At 43.3% G+C, this 25,130-nt stretch carries 12 protein-coding genes; 1 reads left to right on the forward strand and 11 read right to left on the reverse strand.

Going from position 1 to position 25,130, the window contains the following annotated elements; all coding sequences use genetic code 11:
- Nucleotides 1-40: 40 nt before the first annotated feature.
- Nucleotides 41-3,025: a SusC/RagA family TonB-linked outer membrane protein gene (locus D7322_RS06280; protein ID WP_121122364.1), complete on the reverse strand. Its 2,985-nt coding sequence runs from the start codon at nucleotides 3,023-3,025 to the stop codon at nucleotides 41-43.
- Nucleotides 3,026-3,459: 434 nt separating this feature from the next.
- On the opposite strand from D7322_RS06280, the gene D7322_RS06285 reads away from it, so the two are divergent.
- Nucleotides 3,460-7,419, forward strand: a complete 3,960-nt coding sequence (locus tag D7322_RS06285; protein WP_245971267.1) for a hybrid sensor histidine kinase/response regulator transcription factor — start codon at nucleotides 3,460-3,462, stop codon at nucleotides 7,417-7,419.
- Nucleotides 7,420-7,494: 75 nt separating this feature from the next.
- Here D7322_RS06285 and D7322_RS06290 read toward each other — a convergent pair whose 3' ends face one another.
- The 10 genes from D7322_RS06290 to D7322_RS06335 all read right to left on the reverse strand — a co-directional run bounded on the left by D7322_RS06290 (nucleotide 7,495) and on the right by D7322_RS06335 (nucleotide 25,086).
- The gene (locus tag D7322_RS06290; RefSeq protein WP_121122366.1) at nucleotides 7,495-8,820 is read right to left on the reverse strand and encodes an MFS transporter; all 1,326 of its coding nucleotides are present in this window, start codon (nucleotides 8,818-8,820) and stop codon (nucleotides 7,495-7,497) included.
- 100 nt (nucleotides 8,821-8,920) lie between these two features.
- A complete protein-coding gene (locus D7322_RS06295; RefSeq protein ID WP_121122368.1) occupies nucleotides 8,921-11,230 on the reverse strand; it encodes a family 65 glycosyl hydrolase domain-containing protein in 2,310 nt (769 codons plus the stop codon).
- A 20-nt stretch (nucleotides 11,231-11,250) separates the two neighbouring features.
- Nucleotides 11,251-11,898, reverse strand: coding sequence for a beta-phosphoglucomutase (gene pgmB, locus D7322_RS06300; RefSeq protein ID WP_121122370.1), 648 nt, complete (start codon nucleotides 11,896-11,898; stop codon nucleotides 11,251-11,253).
- A gap of 33 nt (nucleotides 11,899-11,931) precedes the next feature.
- Nucleotides 11,932-13,800 carry a glycoside hydrolase family 13 protein gene (locus D7322_RS06305; protein ID WP_121122372.1) on the reverse strand — a complete coding sequence of 623 codons (1,869 nt, stop codon included), beginning with the start codon at nucleotides 13,798-13,800 and terminating at the stop codon, nucleotides 11,932-11,934.
- On the reverse strand, nucleotides 13,800-14,819 hold the full coding sequence (locus D7322_RS06310; protein ID WP_121122374.1) for a SusE domain-containing protein: 1,020 nt from the start codon (nucleotides 14,817-14,819) through the stop codon (nucleotides 13,800-13,802). Before D7322_RS06310 ends, D7322_RS06305 begins: the two co-directional genes overlap by 1 nt.
- Before the next feature lie 61 nt (nucleotides 14,820-14,880).
- The gene (locus tag D7322_RS06315; protein WP_121122376.1) at nucleotides 14,881-16,476 is read right to left on the reverse strand and encodes a RagB/SusD family nutrient uptake outer membrane protein; all 1,596 of its coding nucleotides are present in this window, start codon (nucleotides 16,474-16,476) and stop codon (nucleotides 14,881-14,883) included.
- A 40-nt stretch (nucleotides 16,477-16,516) separates the two neighbouring features.
- Entirely contained in the window at nucleotides 16,517-19,483 is a 2,967-nt protein-coding gene (locus D7322_RS06320) for a SusC/RagA family TonB-linked outer membrane protein (protein ID WP_121122378.1), read from the reverse strand.
- An 11-nt stretch (nucleotides 19,484-19,494) separates the two neighbouring features.
- On the reverse strand, nucleotides 19,495-22,080 hold the full coding sequence (locus D7322_RS06325; RefSeq protein ID WP_121122381.1) for an alpha-amylase family glycosyl hydrolase: 2,586 nt from the start codon (nucleotides 22,078-22,080) through the stop codon (nucleotides 19,495-19,497).
- Nucleotides 22,081-22,275: 195 nt separating this feature from the next.
- The gene (locus D7322_RS06330; protein WP_121122383.1) at nucleotides 22,276-23,286 is read right to left on the reverse strand and encodes a LacI family DNA-binding transcriptional regulator; all 1,011 of its coding nucleotides are present in this window, start codon (nucleotides 23,284-23,286) and stop codon (nucleotides 22,276-22,278) included.
- 516 nt (nucleotides 23,287-23,802) lie between these two features.
- Nucleotides 23,803-25,086 carry a Gfo/Idh/MocA family protein gene (locus tag D7322_RS06335; RefSeq protein ID WP_121122385.1) on the reverse strand — a complete coding sequence of 428 codons (1,284 nt, stop codon included), beginning with the start codon at nucleotides 25,084-25,086 and terminating at the stop codon, nucleotides 23,803-23,805.
- Nucleotides 25,087-25,130 lie beyond the last annotated feature (44 nt).

Here is a 25,130-nt window from a genome sequence, read left to right on the forward strand (position 1 = left end):
GTCTCATATTTTTGTTTATCCAATGACAATATATCTTATTCTAAAGTGAAAAATTAACACCCAATAAGATATTTCTCGCAGGCGGGTAAGGTAGATATTCAATACCCAAAGAAGGGATTCCATTCGTAGAACCGTCTGTATTCACTTCGGGATCAAATCCAGTATATTTTGTGATAATAAAAAGATTCTGTCCGGTTAGTGACACATTTAAATTCTTCAATGTTTTACCCACGTTTCCTACGCGGTAGCTTAATGTCAGGTTGGCCAATTTTAAATAATCTCCTTTTTCCAAGAAACGTGAAGACGGTGCTGCCGAATTCGAGGTAGACTCTTTGACCGAGGTATCAAAAAATTTGGATCCAATGTTTCGTGAAGACAGATTAGTCAATCCCAAACCTGTAGCAGCGGTATTGTTAAATAAGTAATGACCAAAAGCACCGTTCATATTGGCCGCTAGCGAAAATTTCTTATAATTTACATTCGTAGAGATACCCAACAAGGTTGTCGGATTCGGGCTATTCATGTAATACTTATTGACGGCCGGATCGTTTTCGGTACTTATGCTACCATCCAGTCCCCGGTACATACTTGTTCCTGTCTGTGGATCTATCCCTTGGTAGTCGGCCAAATACCAAACGTTCAATGGCTGTCCATTCACCATGCGTTGTCCCAATACGCCGGAGAAACCTTGCCCTCTTAACGCACCTGTTTCGTAGTAACCGACAAGTCCACTGACGCTATTTTTAAGAAAGGTCGCGTTACCGGTCAAATCCCAAGTCCAGTTGTCATTTTTGACTATCGTACCGGTTAATGCGATTTCCACACCTTTATTAACGATTTCACCATCCAAATTTACCCAGATACGGCCGGCTGGTGCTGGTTGAGCAAGTGTCTGTTCAAATAAAGCGTCGGTTGTCTTTTTATTGAAATAATCAATAGAACCATATAATCGGTTACCAAGGATGCCAAAATCTATCCCCGCATTGATTGTGGTTGACGTTTCCCATTTTAGATCCGGATTACCGTAATTCGCTTGACTGATACTCTGATTGTTAAAAATAAGTCGATCTCGTGAAGCGCCGGAAGGGAATTCCTGGTTTCCGGTTTTACCCCAGCCAAGCCTCACTTTCAGCTGATCGAAAATACCACTTGACTTTAAGAAATCTTCTTCCGCCACATTCCAGGCAACAGCAAGTGACGGGAACACGGCATATTTGTTATTTGAACCAAATTTTGTCGACCCATCCCTTCTTACCGTCGCTGTCAATAGATAACGGTTCAAATAGTTAAATCCTCCACGTAAAAATAGCGACTGCAATTGATTGGTTGGACTTCGATAGGATGCTATTTCCCTATTTGCAGGTTTACTGTATTGCATGTAGTCGAAATAATCCAATCCCATATACTTGAACCCGCGTCCAAACATAATATTATTATTAAAGTTATAGTCCAAATATTCATAGCCCGCAACCGCATTGACGCTCCAATCCTCGTTGATCTGTTTATTATAGGATAACATATGCGTCATCTGTAAGTTTGTCTCGCCGTTATTGGAGATAAATGCTTGCTCATCTTCGTTATTGGACGGTTCGATCAGTCCCGCACGATACATTCCCTGACGATTACCTGTCTGACGCATGGCGCTATAGATAAAACGATATTCCAAATCATCAGTAATTTTATAATATGGAGCCAAATTGATGACGAGCGTATTGGTCGTCGCTAAATCCTTAAAGGCTTCAATACTGGTCAATGGATTTCGGGTGGTTGTACTGACAAAAGTCAGATTGCCCTGCGCGTCCCGTAATGGACGGGTTGGATTCCACTGTAAAGCCTGTGAAATAATGTTACCTTCTGAACCTACCGTCGCATTGATCGGTGCATATTTATTGTCCATTTGTGTCAAAAATAGGCCAAAATCAAGTCCCAGTCTTTTGTTCTCCAAAAAGCGAAAATTTCCACTAAGGTTGGCTGTATATTTCTTGAGTTGCGAACCGCGGATAATACCATTCTGATTTAAATAACCACCTGAAAGACGATATTTTCCGTATTCTGTTCCTCCAGCCACATCTGCATAATAATTCTGTGTGATGGCTTTTCTGGTGATGGCTTTAAACGCATCTTCATTGCCACCAAAATCAGCATCATCCACTTCGTTTGGGGTATAGTATTTCAATGCCTCTCTAAACCGCGACGCATTCAATACATCTGGGTATTCACGCATTGTCGACACCCCAGCGGAAGCGCCCACAGAGACTTCTGGCGATCCTTCTTTGCCTTTCTTCGTGGTAATAATCACAACGCCGTTTGCACCACGTGATCCATAGATTGCCGTTGCTGAAGCATCTTTCAAAATGTCCATGCTCGCAATATCACCCGGGTTCAAATAGGTCAATGGATTCCCTCTGTCCGAAGAAAATCCGCCTCTTCCCTCCGGTAATGGCGAGTTACCGGACATCGGCACCCCATCCAATACAAACAGGGGATTATTGCTCGCCCGGATGGAGGAGTTACCACGTATACGGACCGTGGTCGATCCCCCAGGCTGTCCCGTGTTATTAATAACCATTACGCCGGGCGTCTTTCCCTGTATCAATTGATCGGGACTGGTCATAATACCTTTGTTGAAGTTCTTTGCCCCAATGGTGACCATAGAGCCCGTAAGGTCTTTTTTCCGAGCAGTACCATAACCAATGACAACCACTTCCTCCAGCCCCTGATCGGAACTCGGTTCAAGTGCAATAGTCATATCATTACCTGCAATAGGCACTTCCTTCAATGTATAGCCAATATAGGATACCTCAAGCGATTTGGCATCATTGGGTATATTCAGTGAAAATGCACCCTCAGCATCGGTGGTGGTTGCTGTGGTACTGCCTTTTACTTTAATTGTAGCGCCAGTCAAGGGACTTTGGTGCTCATCCACGACCTTTCCTTTCAGCTCCCTGGTCTGGGCTACCGCAGTAAAGGTGGTGAGCAGTAATGCTGGCATCATTACACATTGCGCAAGTAGTTTGTTTTTCATACGCGTTTAAATTGATTGGTTTAATTGATTCTGTATTTCTGAGCAATTTCTCACTCAAGTAACGTAAAGTGATTTCAATGTTTCCAGTCCAACAACGGACTGAGATCTATGTTCTCCTCGGCACGGCTCTCGTTGGGTCTAACTACAAATCCCTTTTCCAGGACCTGAAAACCGTCGTGAAAAACCAGTCTCCCGATGCAGCTTGTATAAGCGCAATAGATGAATAAGTAACTCGCTGAAAAATAGAAATACAACAATTTGTTGTCATAATTTTAGGGCAAGGCATACGTTTATCTTTGGTTATTATTGTACCATAAAAATCGCCAAATCATTGCTGTTAATCCAATCATAGCGTCTCAATTTTATATCATAGCGTATCAGTAAATCTCTTTTTTTCTTTTTTATTGACTATTTTTAGATAGATATTATAAATTGTGCACGGAATAACCTTTATACCTATCCTATATCTACTGCTCGTATGGACTAACCTGCAGGCGCAATCACTCTATTTTAAAAACTATCAGCCCCACGATGGTCTCTCCAATAGTTCTGTGAAGTGTATTACACAAGATACTCAGGGCTTTCTATGGTTAGGAACAAGGAATGGTCTCAATCGTTTTGACGGCAATCAATTTAAGATATTTAGGCACAATGCTTCAGATCCCTCAAGCATCGGGAGTTCATCTATTTTAAGTATCCTTACTGATAGCAAAGGAGTGTTATGGGTGGGAACGACATGGGGCACCTACTGTTACGATCCGGTTAAAGAAAACTTCAAAGCATTTAATCGAATACCAATAGGTGAGGTAAATGCCATACATGAGTACGCCGGTTTTATCTGGTTGCTTTCCAACGGGAAACTTTATCGCTATAATCCTTACACGACAGAGATCGTTTCTTTCGATCAAAACAAAAACACGCTGGTGGCCATTACCAGTAGTAAAAAAGGCGGTCTGTGGACCACAGACAATAACAGTACCATAGAACGATATCAAGTTAACACAGGCAAATTTGTTCAAATTGCGCTCAAAAAAAATGATCGGAAAGCACTGGCCAATACCAAGACTGTTTACGCCATCAACGATTCTCTGCTTATGGTCGGCACCATCAATTCAGCCTACCTTTTTGATTTTAAAAATGGAACGTTAAAAAATCTATTTGCAAACCATTATCCCAACAAAGTTATTCAGGCAAATTGCATTATTCAACAGACAGAGTCGGTATACTGGATCGGAACAGAGACGGGAATATATACTTATGACATTCACACAGGTGAAAGCCAACACATCAAAAAAGATCTGCTCAACCCATTTGCCATATCTGACAATGCTGTTTTAAATTTCTATCGAGACCGGGAAGATAATATCTGGTTTGGAACTTTTTTTGGCGGCTTTAACCAATACAGCAATCAATTCGACAATTTCAAAAAGTACTTATCCGGATTTGGGAAATCGGCTCTATCAGGGAATATCGTACACGATATAAAGAAAGATAACTATGGAAATTTCTGGATAGGCACCGAAGATGGGGGGCTAAACAAAATTGATGCTCAGACACAACAGATTCAGCATTTTGTTGCCAATGGAAAAAAAGGAAGTATTGCACATAACAATGTTCATGGCTTGGCGACGATCGGCGATGATCTCTGGGTAGGCTCTACAACACATGGACTTGATATACTGGATGTAAAGACCGGAAAATTAAAAAAACACTATGACCGTATCGGCACAGGCCGATTACAAAGCAGTTTTGCCGTTTGCATCTATAAGTCCAGGGACAACAGCATGTTTGTCGGAACAGACCGCGCATTATACGTCTACAACAAAAATAGAGACAGTTTTGATCTCCTTCCCATTACAGCATGGATACAGGGAATTTATGAGGATGAATACGGTATACTTTGGGTCAATACTTATGGTAGCGGAGTCTATCAATATAACCGGGGTTCGGGAGAGATACAACATTTACTATCCGAGCAAGGTAAACAAAATACTCTGGTCAATAATTACGTCAATGGTTTATTCGAAGACAGCAAAAAAAACCTGTGGTTTTGCACTGAAAGCGGCCTCTCAAAATACCGCCGTGATGGGCATTTCACCAACTATCTGACCGAATCGGGTCTACCTTCCAATCAGGTATTTAAAGTCCTGGAAGACGACAATAACAGCATATGGATATCAACAGGTGGTGGATTGATCAGGCTGGATGAAGGTATCCCCCGTAGGATTATCTATACATCGAGAGACGGGCTTCCTGCAGATCAGTTTAATTATAATTCAGCTTTTAAAGATAGCGACGGTACCTTATATTTTGGCACCATTAAAGGAATGGTCAGCTTCAACCCTACAAAATCTATTAAGAATAACTTTATTCCACCTATATTCATTAGTGGCATTCAAATCAACAATGTAAGCATACCCGTTCATGAAAATGGTATAGTAAAACAATCCATCACCCTATCAAAAGAGATCCGCCTGACCTACGACAGTTCCAATATCAGTTTCAATATCGCAGCTTTGAGCTTTGTTTCCCCAAAGAGCAATCCCTATCGTTATATCATGGAAGGATATGACAAAGGCTGGACAGATATCACCGGCAGCCAGAAAATCTATTATAATAAGCTTCCTCCCGGAAGTTATACTTTTAAGTTCAAGGGCGCTAACAACAATGGGATCTGGAACCCGATGGAAAAAGAACTACGTATTGTCGTTTCGCCTCCATGGTGGTCATCAGTATGGGCTTACGTCCTTTACTTTTTGACCATTAGCACAATTGTTCTATTGATCTTGCGGTATTATTTTTTGCTGATCAAAGCGAATAATGCACAGAAGATGGATAGCTACGAACGTAAAAAGGAGCAGGAAGTTTACAATCTTAAACTCGAGTTTTTCACCAACCTTGCGCACGAGATCCGCACACCATTGACGCTGATTAAATTGCCATTGGAGAAACTCATCCGAACACATCAATTAGAGGATAACGATACGGTAAATGATCTTGCCCTGATCGAAAAAAACACAACGAGGCTGATTAGGCTAACCAATCAGCTTCTGGATTTTAGAAAAGCAGAAACAAATAATATGAGCCTTATCTTTACAAAAACAGACATTAACAGCTTGTTACTTGACGTATTCAATGACCTAAACACTCTAGCAAGAGAAAAGATGTTGCAATATGATCTTTCCTTGCCCCGGATTACACTCACTGCCCAAGTTGATGAAGAAGCTTTGCGCAAAATATTTACCAACTTAATCCATAATGCCATAAAATATGCCGCTCATCAAGTCCATGTCAAATTGCTTCCCTTCAACAGTGACGATATTATGTTCAATATCGAATTTCGAAATGACGGCGATATTATTCCATTCGAAAAGAGAGAAAAGATTTTCGAACCCTTTTATCGGCTGAACGAATCAAACAAAGATACGGGGACAGGTATAGGCCTCCCTCTCTCTCGTTCCCTGGTCGAACTTCATCGGGGGTCTTTGTCCTTAGCCTATACCGAAGAAAATCGAAACATCTTCCTGCTCTCCCTTCCTATCCTTCAGGAACAGTCGCTTGATATCAAGCCTCTTCTCGAAGAAACAGCAGATCATGAGGAAGGCAAATTATACGGGAAAGCAGACGAAAATGCTGAAAAACCCGTCATCCTCATTGTCGAAGACAATAAAGAAATACTGGCTTACCTCAATAAAGAACTAAAAACTGATTACACCATTTTGCGTGCAGGCAATGGCGCTGAAGCACTTGAGATATTGGACCAGGACAATGTACAGCTCGTCTTGACAGATATCATGATGCCCATTATGGACGGCATCGCTTTATGCAAGCGTATCAAAAGCGATATCCTGTACAGCCATATCCCGGTCATCTTCCTCACAGCAAAAAATGCACTAGATTCTAAAATTAAAGGCCTGAAAATTGGTGCCGATGCTTATATCGAAAAACCCTTTTCACTGGAATTCCTAACCGTACAGATACGAAACATCCTTAACAACCGTAAGATCATCAAAAATTATTTCACAAATTCTTCCATTTCTAATCTGAAGGATATTAATGTATCGGCTCCCGACAAGGATTTCATAAGCCAGCTCAACACTGTGATCTACGACAATATATCAGACATAGATCTCAATGTTGACGAGTTGGCTCGGTTAATGAATATGAGCCGGCCAACCCTATATCGTAAAATTAAAGGTTTATCTGATCTCACGCCTAACGAGTTGATCAATATATCGCGTTTGAAGAAAGCGGCGGAATTGTTGGTTCAAAGAGAATATAACATTACTCAGATTTCGACCATGGTCGGTTATACCGTTCAATCCAATTTTTCAAGGGATTTCCATAAACATTATGGGATGCCTCCAAGTGTTTACATGACTGAAAATAGTTGAATCTTCCGACAAGAAATAAGCTAGGTGGATTTTGGGGCCTGCATGTGACATAAGTGTCACACGCAGGCCTCAAATTTATTGCTTGCTTTTGGGGACAAAGAATGCGGCCAAAAACATGAATATGCCTGCCAGCAATAAGCCATAGATCGATTGGCTCTGGAAGATGAATTTAATAATCATACCACCAAAAAAACCACATACAATCTGCGGCAGTGTAATGAAAAAATTAAAGAGGCCCATATATACTCCCATTTTTGTCGGCGGTAAATGGTCGCTCAAGATGGCGTATGGCATGGCCAATATGCTCCCCCAGGCGATGCCGATACCAACCATCGGTAAGATAAGCAATGTGGCATCTTTGATCAGAAACAGCGAGATCAGCGAAAGACCACCCACAATCAGTCCAAAAGCATGGGTTTTACTGCGCCCATATCGTTTGGCAATCGTGGGGATAAACAGGGCATACAGGGCCGAAACCCCATTGTAAATTCCAAACAGCACGCCTACCCAATTGGCGGCTTCCATATAAAGATTCTGGCGGTTTCCAGCTTTTAGATAAAACACAGATTCGGCAATAGCCGGCGTGGTATACACCCACATCATAAATAATGCAAACCAGGAAAAAAACTGTACCCAGCCCAATTTCTTCATTACCGCGGGCATAGCTTTAATATCCTTAACAATCGTAGTTAATCCAAATGCAGCGGTATTATCTACGGTCTCGACGGTTTCTTCGGTAAATGATTTCAGTTCCGATGGACTATATTCCTTTGTTTTGATCACCGACCATAACACCGAAAGCGACAATACCAGACCACCGGCATAAAAGGAATAAATGACATTCGTAGGCACATGCCCTGGCTCCGCAGTACCAGCAACCCCCAGATAATTGGTCAGGATATAGGGCAGTAACGACCCGACAACAGCTCCTACTCCAATGAGAAAGGTTTGCACAGAAAAACCAAGGCTACGTTGCGCGCTAGGCAGATTATCTCCAATAAGTGCCCTGAACGGCTCCATAGTCACATTAATGGATGCATCCATAAACATCAGCAGCCCCGCTCCGATCCAAAGTGGTGGCAGTAAAGCTGTAAACAAGGCTGCATTGGGCATGAGAAACAATGTCAATGTGGTAAGCAGAGCGCCCACTAAAATATAGGGGCGACGGCGCCCCATACGCGTCCACGTCCGGTCACTATAATGACCGATAATGGGCTGGACGACCATACCTGTTATCGGAGCTGCCAGCCAAAATAACGACAGGTGCTCCACATCGGCACCAAAAGTCTGTAGGATACGCGAAGCATTGCCGTTCTGTAGCGCAAAGCCCATTTGTATTCCTAAAAACCCAAAGCTCATATTTACGACCTGGCTTATACTTAATTCAGGTTTCTTTCCCATAATAGGCTATCAAAATTTAAGACAAAATACAATTTATTTACCATTTAATCCCCATTTTCAGCAATGTAGGGTTAGATCCAACATCGCTGAAATTATGGATTTATCTGAGTTGTGACACCTGTTTTCTATCCTGTCCAGCCAGTACGAAATCTTCGGTTGCCGTCTGGATATGGACTGAAGTGTCGCTGATATTTTCGATCGTATAGCCATCGGCGTCTACCGCAATCAACAGTGTCGCGCCACGAAATAGGATACGAAACTTATAGCCCTCCCATTCGGGCGGTAACATTGGGTTGAGATAAAGTTGTCCATCTTTTACGCGCATCCCTGCAAAGCCTTCTACAATGGTCATCCATGTACCGGCCATTGAGGTAATATGCAAGCCGTCGTCGGTATCGTTGTTATAGTCATCCAGATCCAGACGTGCTGTGCGCAGATAAAACTCATAAGCTTTGGCGGTTTTGCCCAGTTTTGCAGCAAGGATGGCATGAACACAAGGTGAAAGTGAACTTTCATGTACAGTCAAGGGTTCATAGAAATCAAAATGACGGGCCAGAGTATCATCACCAAAATGCTCTTCCAAAAAGTAGAAACCCTGGAGCACATCAGCCTGTTTGATATAACAGGATCGCAAAATACGGTCCCAGCTCCATTTTTGGTTGATCGGCCTTTGCAACGGATCGAGTTCCTGTACAGGGATCAATTCTTTATCCAGGAAGCCATCCTGCTGCAAAAAGATCTTCCGCTTCTCGTCGTAAGGGAAATAGAGGTTGTCGATAATATGCTGCCAATGATTTTGTTCTTCGGCAGTTAATTTTAACCTGTCTACTAGACTTGCAAAAATTGCCGATTGAGATCTTTCAGCATTTCGAAGACACGCTAAAGTATATTCTAGACACCAGGAGGCAATTCGGTTGGTATACCAGTTATTATTGACATTATTCTCATATTCGTTAGGACCGGTTACGCCCAGCATCACAAATTGCTGTTTATCCGCACTCCAATTGACACGTTGTGCCCAGAATCTGCTGATAGCGATCAATACATCCAATCCATGCGACCAGATATAATCGGTATCCCCCGTATAACGTACGTAATTGTAAATGGCAAAAGCAATAGCACCATTGCGGTGAATTTCTTCAAAAGTAATTTCCCATTCGTTGTGACATTCTTCTCCATTGATCGTCACCATCGGAAAGAGGGCCGCCCCATTACCGAATCCCAATTTCGTTGCATTTTCTATCGCCTTATCCAGCTGCTGATAGCGGTACAAAAGTAAATTGCGTGCAACTTCTGGCGATTGCGTCGCCAGGTAAAATGGAATACAATAGGCTTCGGTATCCCAGTAGGTCACTCCACCATATTTTTCTCCCGTGAAACCTTTTGGACCGATATTCAATCGGGCATCCTCACCCGTATATGTTTGATTGAGCTGGAAGATATTGTACCGAATAGCTTGCTGTGCGGCTATATCTCCCAAAATTTCGATGTCACTTTCGTCCCAGATCGCCTTCCAGGCTTTGGACTGTTTTTCCTTCAGTTGGTCAAAATCAAACGCCCGTAGTTCAGTCAGCCGTTCTGTGGCGACAGTCTTTAACTTTTCTACAGCATGGTTTTCGGAAGTGACAATCGCCACTCTTTTTTCAATACAGAGTGTTTGTGACCTCCCCACTGTCGCGCGATAGCGTTGGGCCATATAGCCATTTTCCGAAATGGTCTGTCCCACCTCAATGACTCCAGCCGCTCCTGTGACTAGCGTTTCGAGTTCAGCACAGACTTCAAAGCCCGTCTTTTTCGTTCGCGAGGAAACAAATAAGTTATCCCCCTGCTGTCCCTGTGCCAACGACTCCCAAAACTTTTCATCGTAGTTGCTGTCTCTATTAAGTACCTCGGCATCCAAAAAAGAAGTCAGCTCAATGGCAATATCACCTGTCAATGCCTGCAATTTATATTGCAAGGATGCTGTCTCGGAAGCAAAGAGATGATACATACGGGTTGCATCAACTTTAACTTCAGCACCGTCGGGCAGCTGAACGACAAAACTACGCTGCAACACACCGTGCCGCATATCCAGACGACGTTCAAATGAGCGGATGTTGACCTTCGCCAAATCCAGTCGCTGCCCGTTGACCAGAATATCCAGACCGATCCAGTTAAAAGAATTAATTACCTTGGCGAAATACTCCGGGTAACCGTTTTTCCACCAGCCTACTCGTGTTTTGTCAGGATAATAGATTCCAGCAAGGTAAGATCCCTGTAAACTTTTACCACTAAAATACTCTTCAAAATTTGCCCTTTGCCCCATACGACCATTGCCGATGGCAAAAATACTTTCCGAAAACTCATTGTGATCGGGTCTAAACTGATCTTCGATAATCTGCCAAGGATCATGTTTGATATATGTTTTCATACGTTGATTGTTCTACTCAATTAAAATCTTTCTACCAGCTCGCTGAGGTCTTCCACCAGCGCATCCGCCCCAATGAGGTTTTCAGGTTTTCCAACACCGATCACGCGCATTTGAGCTGCTTTCGCAGCATCTATTCCCGCTTGTGCATCTTCCAATACCAGACAGTATCGTGGTTGTATGGTCAATGCTTCCGCCCCTTTTAGAAATACTTCTGGATCTGGCTTTGAGGTCTGTACGGCATTTCCATCGATCAGCGCATCAAAATAGCCCACGATCTCTGTTTTCTGAAGGATGCTCAACGCATTCTTGCTGGCTGATCCAAGTGCAATCAGGATATCCTTTTCGCGAAGCCGCTGTAGCAATGCCAAACTGCCGGGCAAGAGCTGCGCAGGACTAAGCTGCTCGATCAGCTCGAGATACCATTGATTTTTCTGTTGCAACAATTGTGCTTTCTCCTGTTCCGATTTCTCCATTCCTGCCCACTTCAGAATAAGTTCAAGCGATTCAACGCGGCTCACGCCCTTTAGCTGCTCATTGTCAGCCAATGAAAAGGAATAGCCCAATTGCTCAGCCAGCCTATGCCAAGCCTGAAAGTGGTAAATTGCCGTATCCACCAGCACACCGTCCAAATCAAATATTACGGCTTTTACTGTAGTATAATTAATCATTGAAAAAAATGAAATTTAAAATATCGCCTTGTATTAAAATTTAAGGTCAAGGACTTTGGTCTCATAAGCCGCTAATTTGACTTTATTATCAACTAGTTTCAGTCCCTGCTGACTGATGACATCCACATAACCTGTCGCTTTTGCATTCCGTTCAGCAAAACGATCAAGCTTGACTTCCATTTCCTGGTCGTTGCAATTCATTATCACCATGACAGTTTGTTGCTCATTATAGCGGAAGTAAACATAAATACCATCTTCAGGTACATACTGCATGGTTTTCCCAGACTGCAATACAGCATGTTGTTTGCGGTAGTTGGCAAGGGTACGCACAAAAGTCCACATATCCTGTTCAGCTTCCGTTCTACCTGAAGCTGTAAACTTATCGTTTTTGTCTCCGGCAAAACCACCCTGAAAATCTTCACGCAAGAGACCGTCCGGGTTGGAAAAATTCTTCATCAGAATTTCTGCACCATAGTATAATTGTGGGATACCTCTGGTCGTCAGCAACCATGCCATTGCGGATTTATATTTTTGGATATTTTCTCCGACCACAGAAAAGAACCTGTCTTTATCATGGTTATCCAAAAAAAGTACATTCCATTCTGGTTGTGGGTACTGATAGTCCGATGCCAAGGTTGAGTACAGCTTATTTGCACCTGCAGTCCATTCCGTCTTTTGATTAAGAGCGTCGCCAATAGCATAATTCAACTGGAAATCCGTCACCCCCATCAATTTGGAGTCCACTTCCTGGCCAACATGTTTGCCGCCCAGAAAATATGCCTGATTGGCAACACCATGCACCCAGGTTTCGCCAAAAAAAGTAAACTGGGGGTACTCGCGTTGAATGCGATCTGTCCATTGGGCCATAAAATCAAGATCATTATAAGGATAAGTATCTATACGAAATCCATCTATTCCGGCCGTTTCGATCCACCAGATATGACTTTGTGTTAGATAATTCTGCACATATGGATTTTGCTGGTTCATATCCGGCATAGTAGGGACAAACCAACCTTTGACCATTTTCTTTTTATCTGCCGCAGAGGCATAGGGGTCAAAAATTGTCTGGTCTTTGTATGACGTCTGTGTGTAGCTAGGCCATTCGTTGAGCCAATCAGCCATCGGCTTGTCTTTCACTGTCCAGTGGAAACTGCCGATATGATTGGGTACCACATCAAAAATCAGTTTCATCCGACGTTTGTGCAGCTGCTCACCCAGTTGGACATAGGTTTCATTACTTCCAAAACGTGGATCTATATGATAGGTTTCGGTATTGGCATAGCCGTGATAAGACGCTAAGGGCATATCGTTCGTGAGTACAGGAGTCATCCATACCGAGGTTACCCCCAGATCTTGGAGATAGTCCAGTTTATTGATCACGCCTTCTAAGTCTCCACCGTGCCGTAAATACATGGAGTCGCGGTTGAGACTCTGGTCTAACATACCTTTGACCCGGTCGTTTGCTTTATTGCCATTGGCAAAACGGTCGGGCATAATCAGGTAGATCAAGTCTTTGCTGTTTACCCCTTGCGCTTTGACCCCTTGGTTTCGCTGTTTTAATTCGTAGCGATAAGTCCATTTCTTCTTTCCTTGACTGAAGGTGAAAGTAGACCATCCCGGTTTAGCCGAGGCGGAGATTTTTAAGTCTAAAAACAGGTAATTGGGATTTTCCACGCGGTTTACCTGAATGAGTTCAACGCCTTTGTCATCAACCTGAACCTCACTTTTCCCGATCTGAGGACCGTAGATCACAAGCTGTACCGTTGGGTTCTCCATTCCTACCCACCAGTTTAACGGTTCTACCCGCTGAATGGATTGCCCCTTTAAGGGGCTCCATCCAAGCGCTGTTAGTGCCACAATTCCTGCGGTAAGTCGTATTGTTTTTTTTAATTTAGTCGGCATTATTTCTTAGTTAAAGTGTATGTATTCGCATTGAGGTCAAGGATGATATCATAAGTTCCGGCATTCGCTACTGCGATATCAGCACCACCCGCGACAAGGTTTCCATTTGCCCCGCCAAAGTTCGTTCCCCATTCGTGATTCTTGCGGAACTTAATCGCGCCCGCAGTCAAGTTTACAGTGAGCTTCCATACTTGGTTGGCGTTATCGTATTTCATGTCGGTATCTGCATCCCAGCCTTTTGGTGTCGCACTACCGATGACGCCCCAGCTGTGATCTTTGAATATAATGGTATTCGCTGTTGTATTGACTTCAAGCTCAAGATTGCCTGTGCGTGGAGCTTTAATATCTTGACCACCATTGTAAACTATTTTACCCGGCTCTGTTTCTCCATACGAATTGCTCCAATTTCGTTCAGGTGTCAGTTTAAATGTCAATTTCCCCTCTGGAAAATAGATTATTCCACTATAAATCCCGTTACTCGTTGGCGAAATCAACGATTCAGCATTGGCCTCAACCCAATCTTCATAAGCCCCTATGGCATATAGATAACTGGTGGATGCGTAGGGACTGGCTTTTAAACCACTGATCGTGGAAAATACAGGCGCAATCTTAGCGTTGATACTGGACTTCAGGCGTATATCAAAATCCGATGCTTCACCAGTAGGCACACCAAGAGCCAACAGGTAGCTATTCAGTTCATAACCTGTGAATCCAATTGCACTGTGTCCATTGGGTATCACAACTTCTTTCACTGTTTTAAAATTATCACCCTTGCGTCCAAACTGGATCACATTTGTTACCGCAGCCTGATACCCAAAGTCCGGTTGCACCAGATTCAGGAGCAAGACTGTATCGTTAGCGGTTGCTTTTGATAGGGTCAGATTATTTTTATCCAACGTCAATGCGGCGGCTTTTACCGATTCTGTCGGATGAAGCCGGGCCTGCGTTTCGTCTTTTTTACAACTTTGGAAAGCCACCAGCACGAGGAGCGCTATTCCGATATAGTGTATTAGTTTCATGTATAAATCTTTTCTTTTTCCATTTCACAGATGGAATATGGGTTTATCATTCGATAAGCAATTAATTATAGCCCGGATTTTGCACGAGATTGGAATTGGCAATCAGATCTGCAGCCGGGATCGGGAACAAAGTCCGGTAGCTCGGTACTGCCTGACCGGCTAACACGCCACCCTTAAATGGCCAGAGATAATTATCGCCGGTGAATTTGCCATAACGGATTAAATCCGAGCGTCGAAATCCCTCCCAGTACAGTTCTTTCACCCGCTCATTCAACACGTTATCCAAAGAAAGATTGGTCAGGTTTCCACTGGTATTCCCATAAGCACGTATGCGCAATTTATTGACATAATCCAGGGCTTTAGCCACTGTTCCTTCCGATCCACCCCGCAAAGTAGCTTCAGCGTAGATCAGGTGCATTTCTGCCAGACGGATCAACGGAAAATCCACCGAAGCGACAAAACCTTCTGCAGCGGTAGGCGCAGTCTTGCCATCTTTATTCATGTTACTAAATTTAGTTACAGCCAGTCCCTGCTTATACACGGCAATATCTTCGATCTTCACACTGGAATTCAAATGAAACATGGCGCGTTTGTCTGTGGCTCCAGAATAGTCACCAAAAATTGCAGCGATGTTGTCACGTACCCTATTTCCGGCCCATCCACCACCGGGGACACCAAAAGAAGTCGGATTCATGGAAGCATCAATCGCGGCATTGATCAGGTAAGTCGTCCCACCTTTACTTTGGGTCTTTGTGCCATCATAAGGTAGATAGAATATAAATTCTGGATTGTTGACATCATTATCCGCACGAAATAATTCGCCATAGCCTGTACTCAGGCGATATCCTGAGTTTAGCACTTTCTCGGAATAAGTAATCGCTTCGCTGTATTTTTTATTGCCAGCCCCCAAATAAACTTCGGCATTGAGGTAAAGTCTGGCCAGCAAACCCCATGCTGCCACTTGGTCTACCCGTCCATACACATTCTGCTTTGCACCTTTCAACTGTTCAGCTACGGCCAGCAGTTCCTTTTCCACATATGCAAAAAGATCCGGTCTTTTAATCTGAGGCGGCGGAACCTTGCCCACAGCAGTTTCTTCGGTCACAAAAGGTGGATTGCCAAAAAGATCCAGGAGTACCCAATAGTTATAAGCGCGTAAGAATCGTGCTTCGGCTCTATAGTATGCAATTTCTGCTTTATCAGCGTCTGATATGCCACGTTCACTCAATTTTGCGTCTGTACTCTCTCGTAGAAACTCATTGACCAGGGTTGCGCTGTAGATACAGCGTGTGTAAAGACCACGCAACATTGGATTGCTATCGTCAAAATTAAGATAATCCAGGCCGCTGATACCCGGGTCGTTCAACCAGGCACAGGCAGCCTCGTCTGTTGTCAGTTCCTGCGCATTCCAAAAAAGGCGTAAAAAATCAGAAGTCCCCGGATCCAAGCCACCCAGATCAGAATTATTGGGTCCGGCTGTACTTGGCATGGTCAGACTACCGTAAAGTCGCGCAAAGGCCATGGTATACCCCTTAAAATCTTTGTAAGCCACATCGGCAGTCACGTCATTGGTCGGCTTCAGATCCAGATCTTTATGGCAGCTGGATAAAGCCAATGCCAACAAACAAGCCGATATATAGTTATTTAGTTTTTTCATTTTTGTTCGTGTTAATTACAATGTTTACAGATTCACCTTCCTAAAAATTGACATTGATCCCCAAAACATAGGTACGTGGCCGTGGATAGAAACGGTCGTCGATACCATTTGAAATTTCAGGATCCACCCCCTTGTACTTGGATACGGTAAATACATTCTGTACTGTTGCTGAAATCGATAGATTAGCCTTGCTGTTCCGTAAAAATTGACCGAACTGGTAGGACACATTGAAATTATCCATCTTTAAGAAAGAAGCATTTTTGATGTAATAGTCACTTTGCAGCTGTTTTTCCTTGAAGTTGCTGTTCAGAAAATCCACCGGTGCATTATTGATCACCAAGGAAGCCTGGTCGATCACATTATAGCTGCTGCCAAAGTTTGACGAAACGTTGTCATAGACGTAGTTATCCAAATTAGCCCTTAAGGTTGTTGTTGCTGACCATTTTTTATAGGAATATGCAGCGGTGAAACCCAGTAAGTATTTTGGCAATGGAGACTTATACATATAACGGTCGCTGTCGCTGATGACTCCATCACCATTACGGTCCACATACAGACCTTCTACCGGTTTCCCCGCTTCATCATAGACCTGTTGAAAGGGCCTAAAGCTATAGGGGGTATAACCGACCATATGTGCCTGTATATTATTTCCGGTTCCACCACGGATTCCGCCGGTTTCAATTATAAAATTCGGATCATCTGATAAGGTCAAGTTGGTCACCTTACTGTGGTTGTAGGTAAAGTTAATTCCAAAATCCAGTGTGGAATGTTCGGATTTGACGGGTACTACATGCAGGTTGACCTCCAGCCCCTGATTTTCCATATTGCCGACATTGGTGAGCAGAAAATTGCTAAAGTTAGATCCAACAGCAATTGGTATAGTACTCAGGAGATCCTTGGTCTTTTTGGAGTAGTAATCCACACTACCATAGACCGTATTGTTATGAAAACCAAAGTCAATGCCCGCATTGTAGGTTGAAGTACTTTCCCAGCGGATATCACCATCGTAAACGACTGGCGAGTACAGGTAATAATATTCATTTCCAAAACGGTACATTGACTGGTCACCACCTATGGTATAATTTGGCATATAGGAATAGTTGGCAATACCATCCTGTTGTCCTGTCTTGCCGTAGCTCAGACGCAATTTTAAATCAGAGATCGTCTGTTGATCTTTTAGGAAACTCTCATTTTTTGCGCGCCATGTAAAACCTACAGAAGGAAAATAGCCCCAGCGGTTGTCCTGACTAAAGCGTGAAGAACCATCGGTACGTAGTGTCCCTGAAAGTACATAGCGGTTATCGTAGGTATAGATCAGACGACCGTAATAGGATATCAGTAGATTTTCAGGCCGGTCAAAAGGCAAGTTTACCGAGGTTAAGACCTCCCCAGCTTCATTGGTACGGGCAAAATTATATGATTTTGTGCTATTTTTATAATAGCCATAGCCGACTGTCGCGTCTATATTACTTTTTATTGCCGGTAATTCTTTATCATATTTCAGATAGAACTCCAGCGTTTTGTTGTTGATGTCGGTTTTATATTCTGTACGCTCACCGCCCTCATTAAAATTACGGGCCGCAATCGCTGGCGTAAATGTATTCCCCTTGGACCGTGCCAGATCATAACCAACATTCAAGTTGGCATGTAATTCCGGAAGAAAATGAAAACTATAATCCACCTTTGCATTTCCGATGCTTCTGAAAACATCGCCATTATCTTTGCGTAAATCCAGCAATGCAAGTGGGTTGCGTGGCGCGTTCGGATTAGGCTTCCCACCTTGGATCCACTCGTAGTATCCCCCAAAGCTATTCTTGTCCTCTACATAGACCGATTGTGTCGGATCAAATTGAATTGCTGTTCCGATAGCATCCTGTGTTGCAAATTTCGACTTCGACCAAGTGCCGCGTACATTTACGTCCAATGAAAGATGATTATCCAAAAATTTCGGGGTCAAAGCCAATGCCGCTGTTGTCCGCTTTAGGTTATCATTTTTCAGCACACCGTCCTGGTTCATATATCCCGCAGAGACACGATAAGGCATATTGCCTGCTTTAGAAGCAATGTTAACGTTGTTGTCCGTAGTAAAGGCGTTACCATAGATTACATCCTGCCAATCGGTATTGGCAGTTCCCAACAGTTTTTTCATGGCATCAGAACCATTCGCATTAACATAGTCCCGAATCTGATCCGCATTGAGCAACTTCACTTTATTGGCTACTGTTGCGAGTGAATTCTGTGTAGAAAAATTGATCTGCGTTCCCGAACGGCTACCTTTTTTTGTTGTAATCAGGATAACCCCATTGGATGCACGCGAACCATAGATAGCTGTCGCGTTAGCATCTTTCAGAATGGTGAACGTCTCAATATCATTGGGGTTGATTAAGCTCAGCGGGTTTGCTATCCCTGATACCGATCCACCGGCTAAAGGTACTCCATCTACGACGATCAGTGGATCGTTGCTCGCATTCAATGAGGCGCCTGTACGGATACGAATTGTACTCTCTGCTCCGGGCTGCCCGCCACTTGTGGTAATCTGTACTCCAGGTACCTTCCCCATAATTAATTGCTCGGGGGAGGAAATCTGTCCTTTCTGAAAATCCTTGGCCGTAACGGTACTGATTGAGCCTGTCAGTTCACTTTTCTTTTGCGTACCGTAACCGATCACCACGACTTCCTCCAACTCACTTTCATTGGATTTAAGGTATAAGTTCAAGGGGTTACTACCGTCTTTTACCTGAATCAAGGTATCAAGGGAGGCATAACCGACCATACTCACCTTCAGACGCAATTTCCCCATTTGCAGTCTATCCAAGCTAAAGTCCCCATTCGCATTGGTAGACAGCGATTTTTGGATATCCTCAAAGCGCACTGTAGCACCTACCAAGGAACTGCCTTTCTGGTCCATTACTCGCCCTCGAAGCGTAGCCTGCTGGGCAAATGCCGAAGCACTTACTCCAAGTAGCATGTTCAGGGCCCAAAATGGACGTAATAGCTGTTTGTTCATAAAATAACTGTTTATTTATTTAGTTTTGTTTTGCTTATCAATTGGTATTGCCCGGGCAAAAGGCTCAATTTTGTCTGAGCGAACCAGCTAAGCTCCTTCCCCGTAAAATTGTCTACCCAAAGTCCCTGTAATGCTTGTGGTAATACAAACTCCGCACTTTCCACCCCGAAATTGCCCAATACGCCCACTTGTTGCCCATCCTTTTCCAATAGAAAATATTTCACCGCATCTTTTACTGCCGCGGCAACGATATTTCCATTTTGAAAGATGTTATTTCGCGTTTTAAAACGCGTGAGTTTCGCATAAGTCTCAAAGAGCTGTCTACGTTCGTCTTGTTGCAGATAATTCCATAGAAGCGGTTTTTCCCCAGTTCGACCATTTTCGTCAATAGATACATCATAGCCGTATTCACCAAACTGCCAAATCATCTTAGGTCCAGGCGAAGCCAATAAAAATAGCGCCGCCAGTTCCATACGTTTTAGTGCAGTACCGAGATTCTTAATATTATAGCTACCTGCTGCGTTTCCATAGTTCAAGCACTTGAACAACAGCCGCTGCTCGTCGTGACTTTCCATATAGGATACAAAAGAGGGCTGTGCCATACCGTGACTGGAGGCAAACAATCGGCTCAGATCCGATCCATTATTTGCATTCCAGCCCATTGCTGCTTCGTTGAATACAGCATTCATATTGTTCCAGAGCATCATTCCGGATTGCGCTAGCTCGATTTCTTCCTGATCTCCACCGAGATGTTCAAGAATAATATAGCAGGAAGGATCTATGCTACGAATATGCTGTTGATATTGCTTCAAAATCGCAACACGCGATGCATCATAGGCATTCCAGGCCGACAGATCAGTCTCCAATGTGCCCGAATTTTTCTGTGTAAAGCCTTTCGAGAGATCAAAACGAAAACCATCAATTTTGTACTCTTGCATCCAATAACTCAAAGCATCCTTGACAAAAGTTTGGGTATAGCTACTTTCATGGTTAAAGTCGAAACCTACATTGAACGGATGTTTAGCAACCGTATTAAACCAAGGATTATTAGCAGCAACATTTCCCTGTTCCATATAAAGCTGTACGAGCGGAGATTGACCAAAGGCATGATTAAAAACAACGTCCAGGATAACGGCAATACCATTTTCGTGACAAGCGTCCACATAGGCTTTCAGCTCATTCTTTGATCCATAATACTTGTCCAGTGCCCGATGAAAAGATGGGTTGTAGCCCCAGGTTGAATTGCCCTCAGATTCCTGTATAGGCATCAGTTCAACGGCATTGACCCCTAAGCGCTTTAAATAAGTCAAAGAGTCTTTCAGTACAGTATACTGATGCTGTTTGACAAAATCACGGACCAACAGTTCATAAATCACCAAATCACCTTGTGCGGGTTTAGTAAACGAGCTGTTTTTCCAGGAATAAGGCTTGGCTGGGAGATCCAATACCCCAACTATTCCATGTGCAGCTGCGGGATAAGCTGGTAGTACAGTGCTTGCCAAATCCAACGCCGGATCATTTTGCGGATCGAGAATCAGTTCGGCATAGGGATCAGCGATATACAATTGGCCATCCACCAAAAACTGATAAGTATATTTTTTGGAGAAATCCAGATTCGATACCGTGATCCACCAAGTTTTACCATCCGGTGTCTGGCTCATCGCATAGGCCGGCGAGGCTTTGTAGCCGTTGAAATCTCCCAATAAATACACACTGTTTTTTAAAGGTGCTGCCAATGCAAAGCTGACTTGGCCTTTTTCCTTATTGATCGTCGTCCCATTAGGATTAACTCCTCCTGGAAGCGCTGCAATGGCTGGTTTTGCCTGTACAAATAATTCTATTTTAGTCGTCGCTACCTTGCCGCCAGTTTCAAGACGCGCTTCAAGTTCATGCAGTCCACCGCTTTCTAAGCTGAAGGACTTTTCCAACGACTCTGCCCCGCTAGATGCCGCGATTTGCAGGCCATTGTCCCAAATGCTGATTTTTCCCGACTGGGTTGCCTGAACCTTCAGCTTCAGATTTTCACCAACAGTGTACATTTTCTCTGTGGAGAGCGGATTTGTGGGTTGCAGCGTTGGGGACACAAAACGAATTGCTTGTGTATTGCTCGCCACAAGAGGTAAAAATAGATCCGAATTATTTTGGTTTCGTTGAACCAGCGATCCATCGCCATTGCGTACCAAAAATGCCAGCTGACCAAATCGATCAGCGTTGCTCAGGTTAAAAAATTTAGAGGGGGTTAATGTAAATGAATAGAGCCCGGAAGCTATAAATTTTAATTTGTAAGCGTTATCATTCTTTGACCAGTCTGTCACGACATGCTGCCAATTGCCCCCATTGACGGAAATCAATCCAGCATGTAGGTACAAATCTGCTGAACTGCCTTTTAAAGCGGCATTTCCTTTGGAAAGATCAAATTGCAAGGTAACTTCCCTATCCCAGAAAAGAAATGGAGAAGACAGATTGACGAGACCAGCTTCTTGCTGCTCATTCACAGGCGGCTGTTCAATATCAACGATATCTTTTTTATTTGCACATGATGATAATAGGACGATCATCCAGAGATACCCTATTAAACGAGTGATATGCTTCCCCATCGATAATTAGTTTTCATTGGAATCTGATAATGGGAACGTTCCCGAAATCAAGGTAAAAAGAAATCGCTTATTGCGATTTTTTGGATTCCCTTATCCAATATTTTATACAAATTGATTATTTGAATACTTTCGGGAATGTTCCCGAAAGTATTCAAATCTAAATAATGGGATTGCAAAAAACAAATATTTTTTTTCTTATCTGAGGCTAGATTTTTGAAAAATAAGCTGGGAATTAAGGTAAACCGAATTAGCAAACTTATCATTAGTTGGATCCTCCATCTTATCCAATAGGTATTTTGTTACTAATTCGCCCATTTCATAAGCAGGTTGCTTTACCACACTGAGTGCTGGATCAATCAGATCGGCAATATCCAGACAAGAAAAACAAATGATTTTGAGATCTTCAGGAATTCGAATTGCGTGCCGCTTGGCGACTCGTATACTTGAAATGGCGAGACGCTCTACCGAGGCAAATATGGCATCAGGTTTCTCCTGTTCGATCAAGCCTGCAATATCCTTCATATTTTGTTCAGCATCATTGACCGTATCCAATATAAGCTCCGGCCTGATGGGCATCTCGGCTTCCTGCAAAGCTTTTTCGTATCCATCTTTACGTACTTTACCAATGGAAACATTTGGGTTAATCGCTAAGTAAGCAATCCGCTTGCATGCATTATTGATCAAATGCTTTGTTGCGAGGTAAGCGGAATCAAAGTCATTACCCGTGATATATCCGCCTTTCCAATCGTCATAAGCACGGTCAAAAAACATAACGGGTATTCCCCGTTCTGCCAACAGTTGCAAATGCGAATGGTCTTTCCCTTCACCCGAAGCCGAAATGATAACGCCATCCACGCGCCCATTGGCTAGCGAACGCACGATGGAAGCTTCATTTTGCACTTGATGGTCGGTCACATAAATCAGGGTGTGGTAGCCCTTGGATCGCGCCACAGCTTCTATGCCTTTGATCGCCTGGGAGAAAAACTTATTACCAAATTCGGGAATAATAATCGCAATAGTCAGGCTTTTGTTCGCTTTCAGGCTACTCGCATAAACATTCGGCGAAAAACCGATTTCTTCGGCCATGGCCAAAATACGTGCTTTCGTCGCCGGATTAATATCCACGTTATCCCTGAATGCGCGGGAAACGGTCGATTTTGACAAGCCCAATCGTTTGGCCAGATCTACTATTGTTAATTGAGACATATTGGATTCCCTTTGCTTTTCGTATTTAATAATTGTTGGGTACAAATAAAGCAATTATCTGACCAGAATAGCAAATTTTCTTTTTGTCCTCTTTGTTTTAAATCAGCGGGCCATGTTTTTTTTTATCTCCCGATAAGAAAAGCGATCTAGTGATCAAATCGTGTAAACGATCATTCCAATATGCTTGCTTTCATCCGCTTTCCGTTAACAGAAAAACTTGTTTTATATGGCCTTTTGTGTCTACAGCGCTAATGCTGTCTTCGGGTTGTCTTCGTATTGTGTTCGTACCACCTTCGGATGTGGAGAATCTTGCTACGGCTATTGATCGAAAGTTGACCAAGTAATTCCTGTTCAGGGTCTGGTCAATATCTAGTCAATAGTTGTACCATATCTGTATCGCATCCGAATAAGGTACGAATCTTTCCCCACTATTTGATCAAAAAATTGTGAGTGGGTGCTTAACAGGCTTAGCGTATTTTGCTAAGCCTGTTTACAATTAATCGCCCATTTTCTTTACTAGAACTTTCTAAAATCCCATTCGCCGCGATATGGACGACTGCGCATGAGGTTGGCGTATTCGTTGTCAAACTGTTCTTTCTGTGGGTTCCATTTCAGGTCTTTCTGTAGTTCATACGCTATGTTAATGGCGTTGCAGACAGAGCTTGTGCGATGTCCGACCTCCACGTCACAAATCGGCTTACTCCTTTTTTTGATCGCGTCGATCCAGTCCTGATAGTGATTATCACTATAATACAGACGGCGATCAGCAGCTGTTAATTTGAGATTTGCCAGGTTTTCCGGGTTTGAACGGATAAACTCCCGACTCACCTCAATCTTTCCTTTTTCACCAATAAACTGAATCGCATTATGTACTCCCCATTGCACATGATTTACCTTAACACCATTTGCGTAGCTAAAGGAAAGTCCCGTAGTGCTATTGGGTTGTTTCGGTGGATAAAACCGAACTGGGCCAGATTCATCCATACCCAATGCCCATTGGACGATGTCAAACATATGCGCTCCCCAATCCGTGATATAACCACCGCCAAAATCGCGATAGCCGCGCCACCATGCCCATTTATCATCTTCCAATGGCGGACTTAAGATTGGGTTATATCCCCTATAAGGTGAAGGCCCAACCCACATATCCCAGTCGAGATAATCTGGAGCTGGCATGGATGGAAGATCACATTGCTTGACCGGCTCGCCAACAGATACGTTGATTTCTTTTATTTTACCGATATAACCGTTGAGAACTAATTCTGCCGCCTGTCTAAAATTGTACGACGAGCGCTGCATGCTGCCTGTTTGAAATACACGTTTATATTTTCGGGTTGCATCGACCATTGCCCGCCCCTCTGCAATGGTGAGCGCCAAGGGCTTCTCACAATAAATATCTTTGCCAGCTTTAGCGGCATCGACCGCAATCTGTGCATGCCAATGATCTGGCGTTGCAATGACGACGGCATCAATATCTTTTCTATTCAACAGTTCCCGATAATGCTGATACGCCTTGAGATCGGTCTGTGCCTTTGACAGTTCCGTTTGTTTTTTTGTTGTTGCAGCAATAAATGCGGCCAATTTGTTACGATCTACATCACAGGCAGCCAAACTGGCGATTTCCTTACAACGATTGAGGCCATTCATCAAGGTATAGGATTGTTTTCCTACACCAATGAATCCAAGATTGATACGATCGCTTGGTGCAAGGAATCCATTTCCGCCCAACACAACGCGAGGGACAATGGTAAAAGCCAAAGAGGATACAATCCCCTTGGCTATAAATTCTCTTCTTTTCATTCTTTGTTTATAATTTATTTTCTGTTCGTCTTTACCGACAACTT

The sequence above is a fragment of the Sphingobacterium puteale genome (assembly GCF_003627955.1).
Lineage (GTDB): Bacteria > Bacteroidota > Bacteroidia > Sphingobacteriales > Sphingobacteriaceae > Sphingobacterium > Sphingobacterium puteale.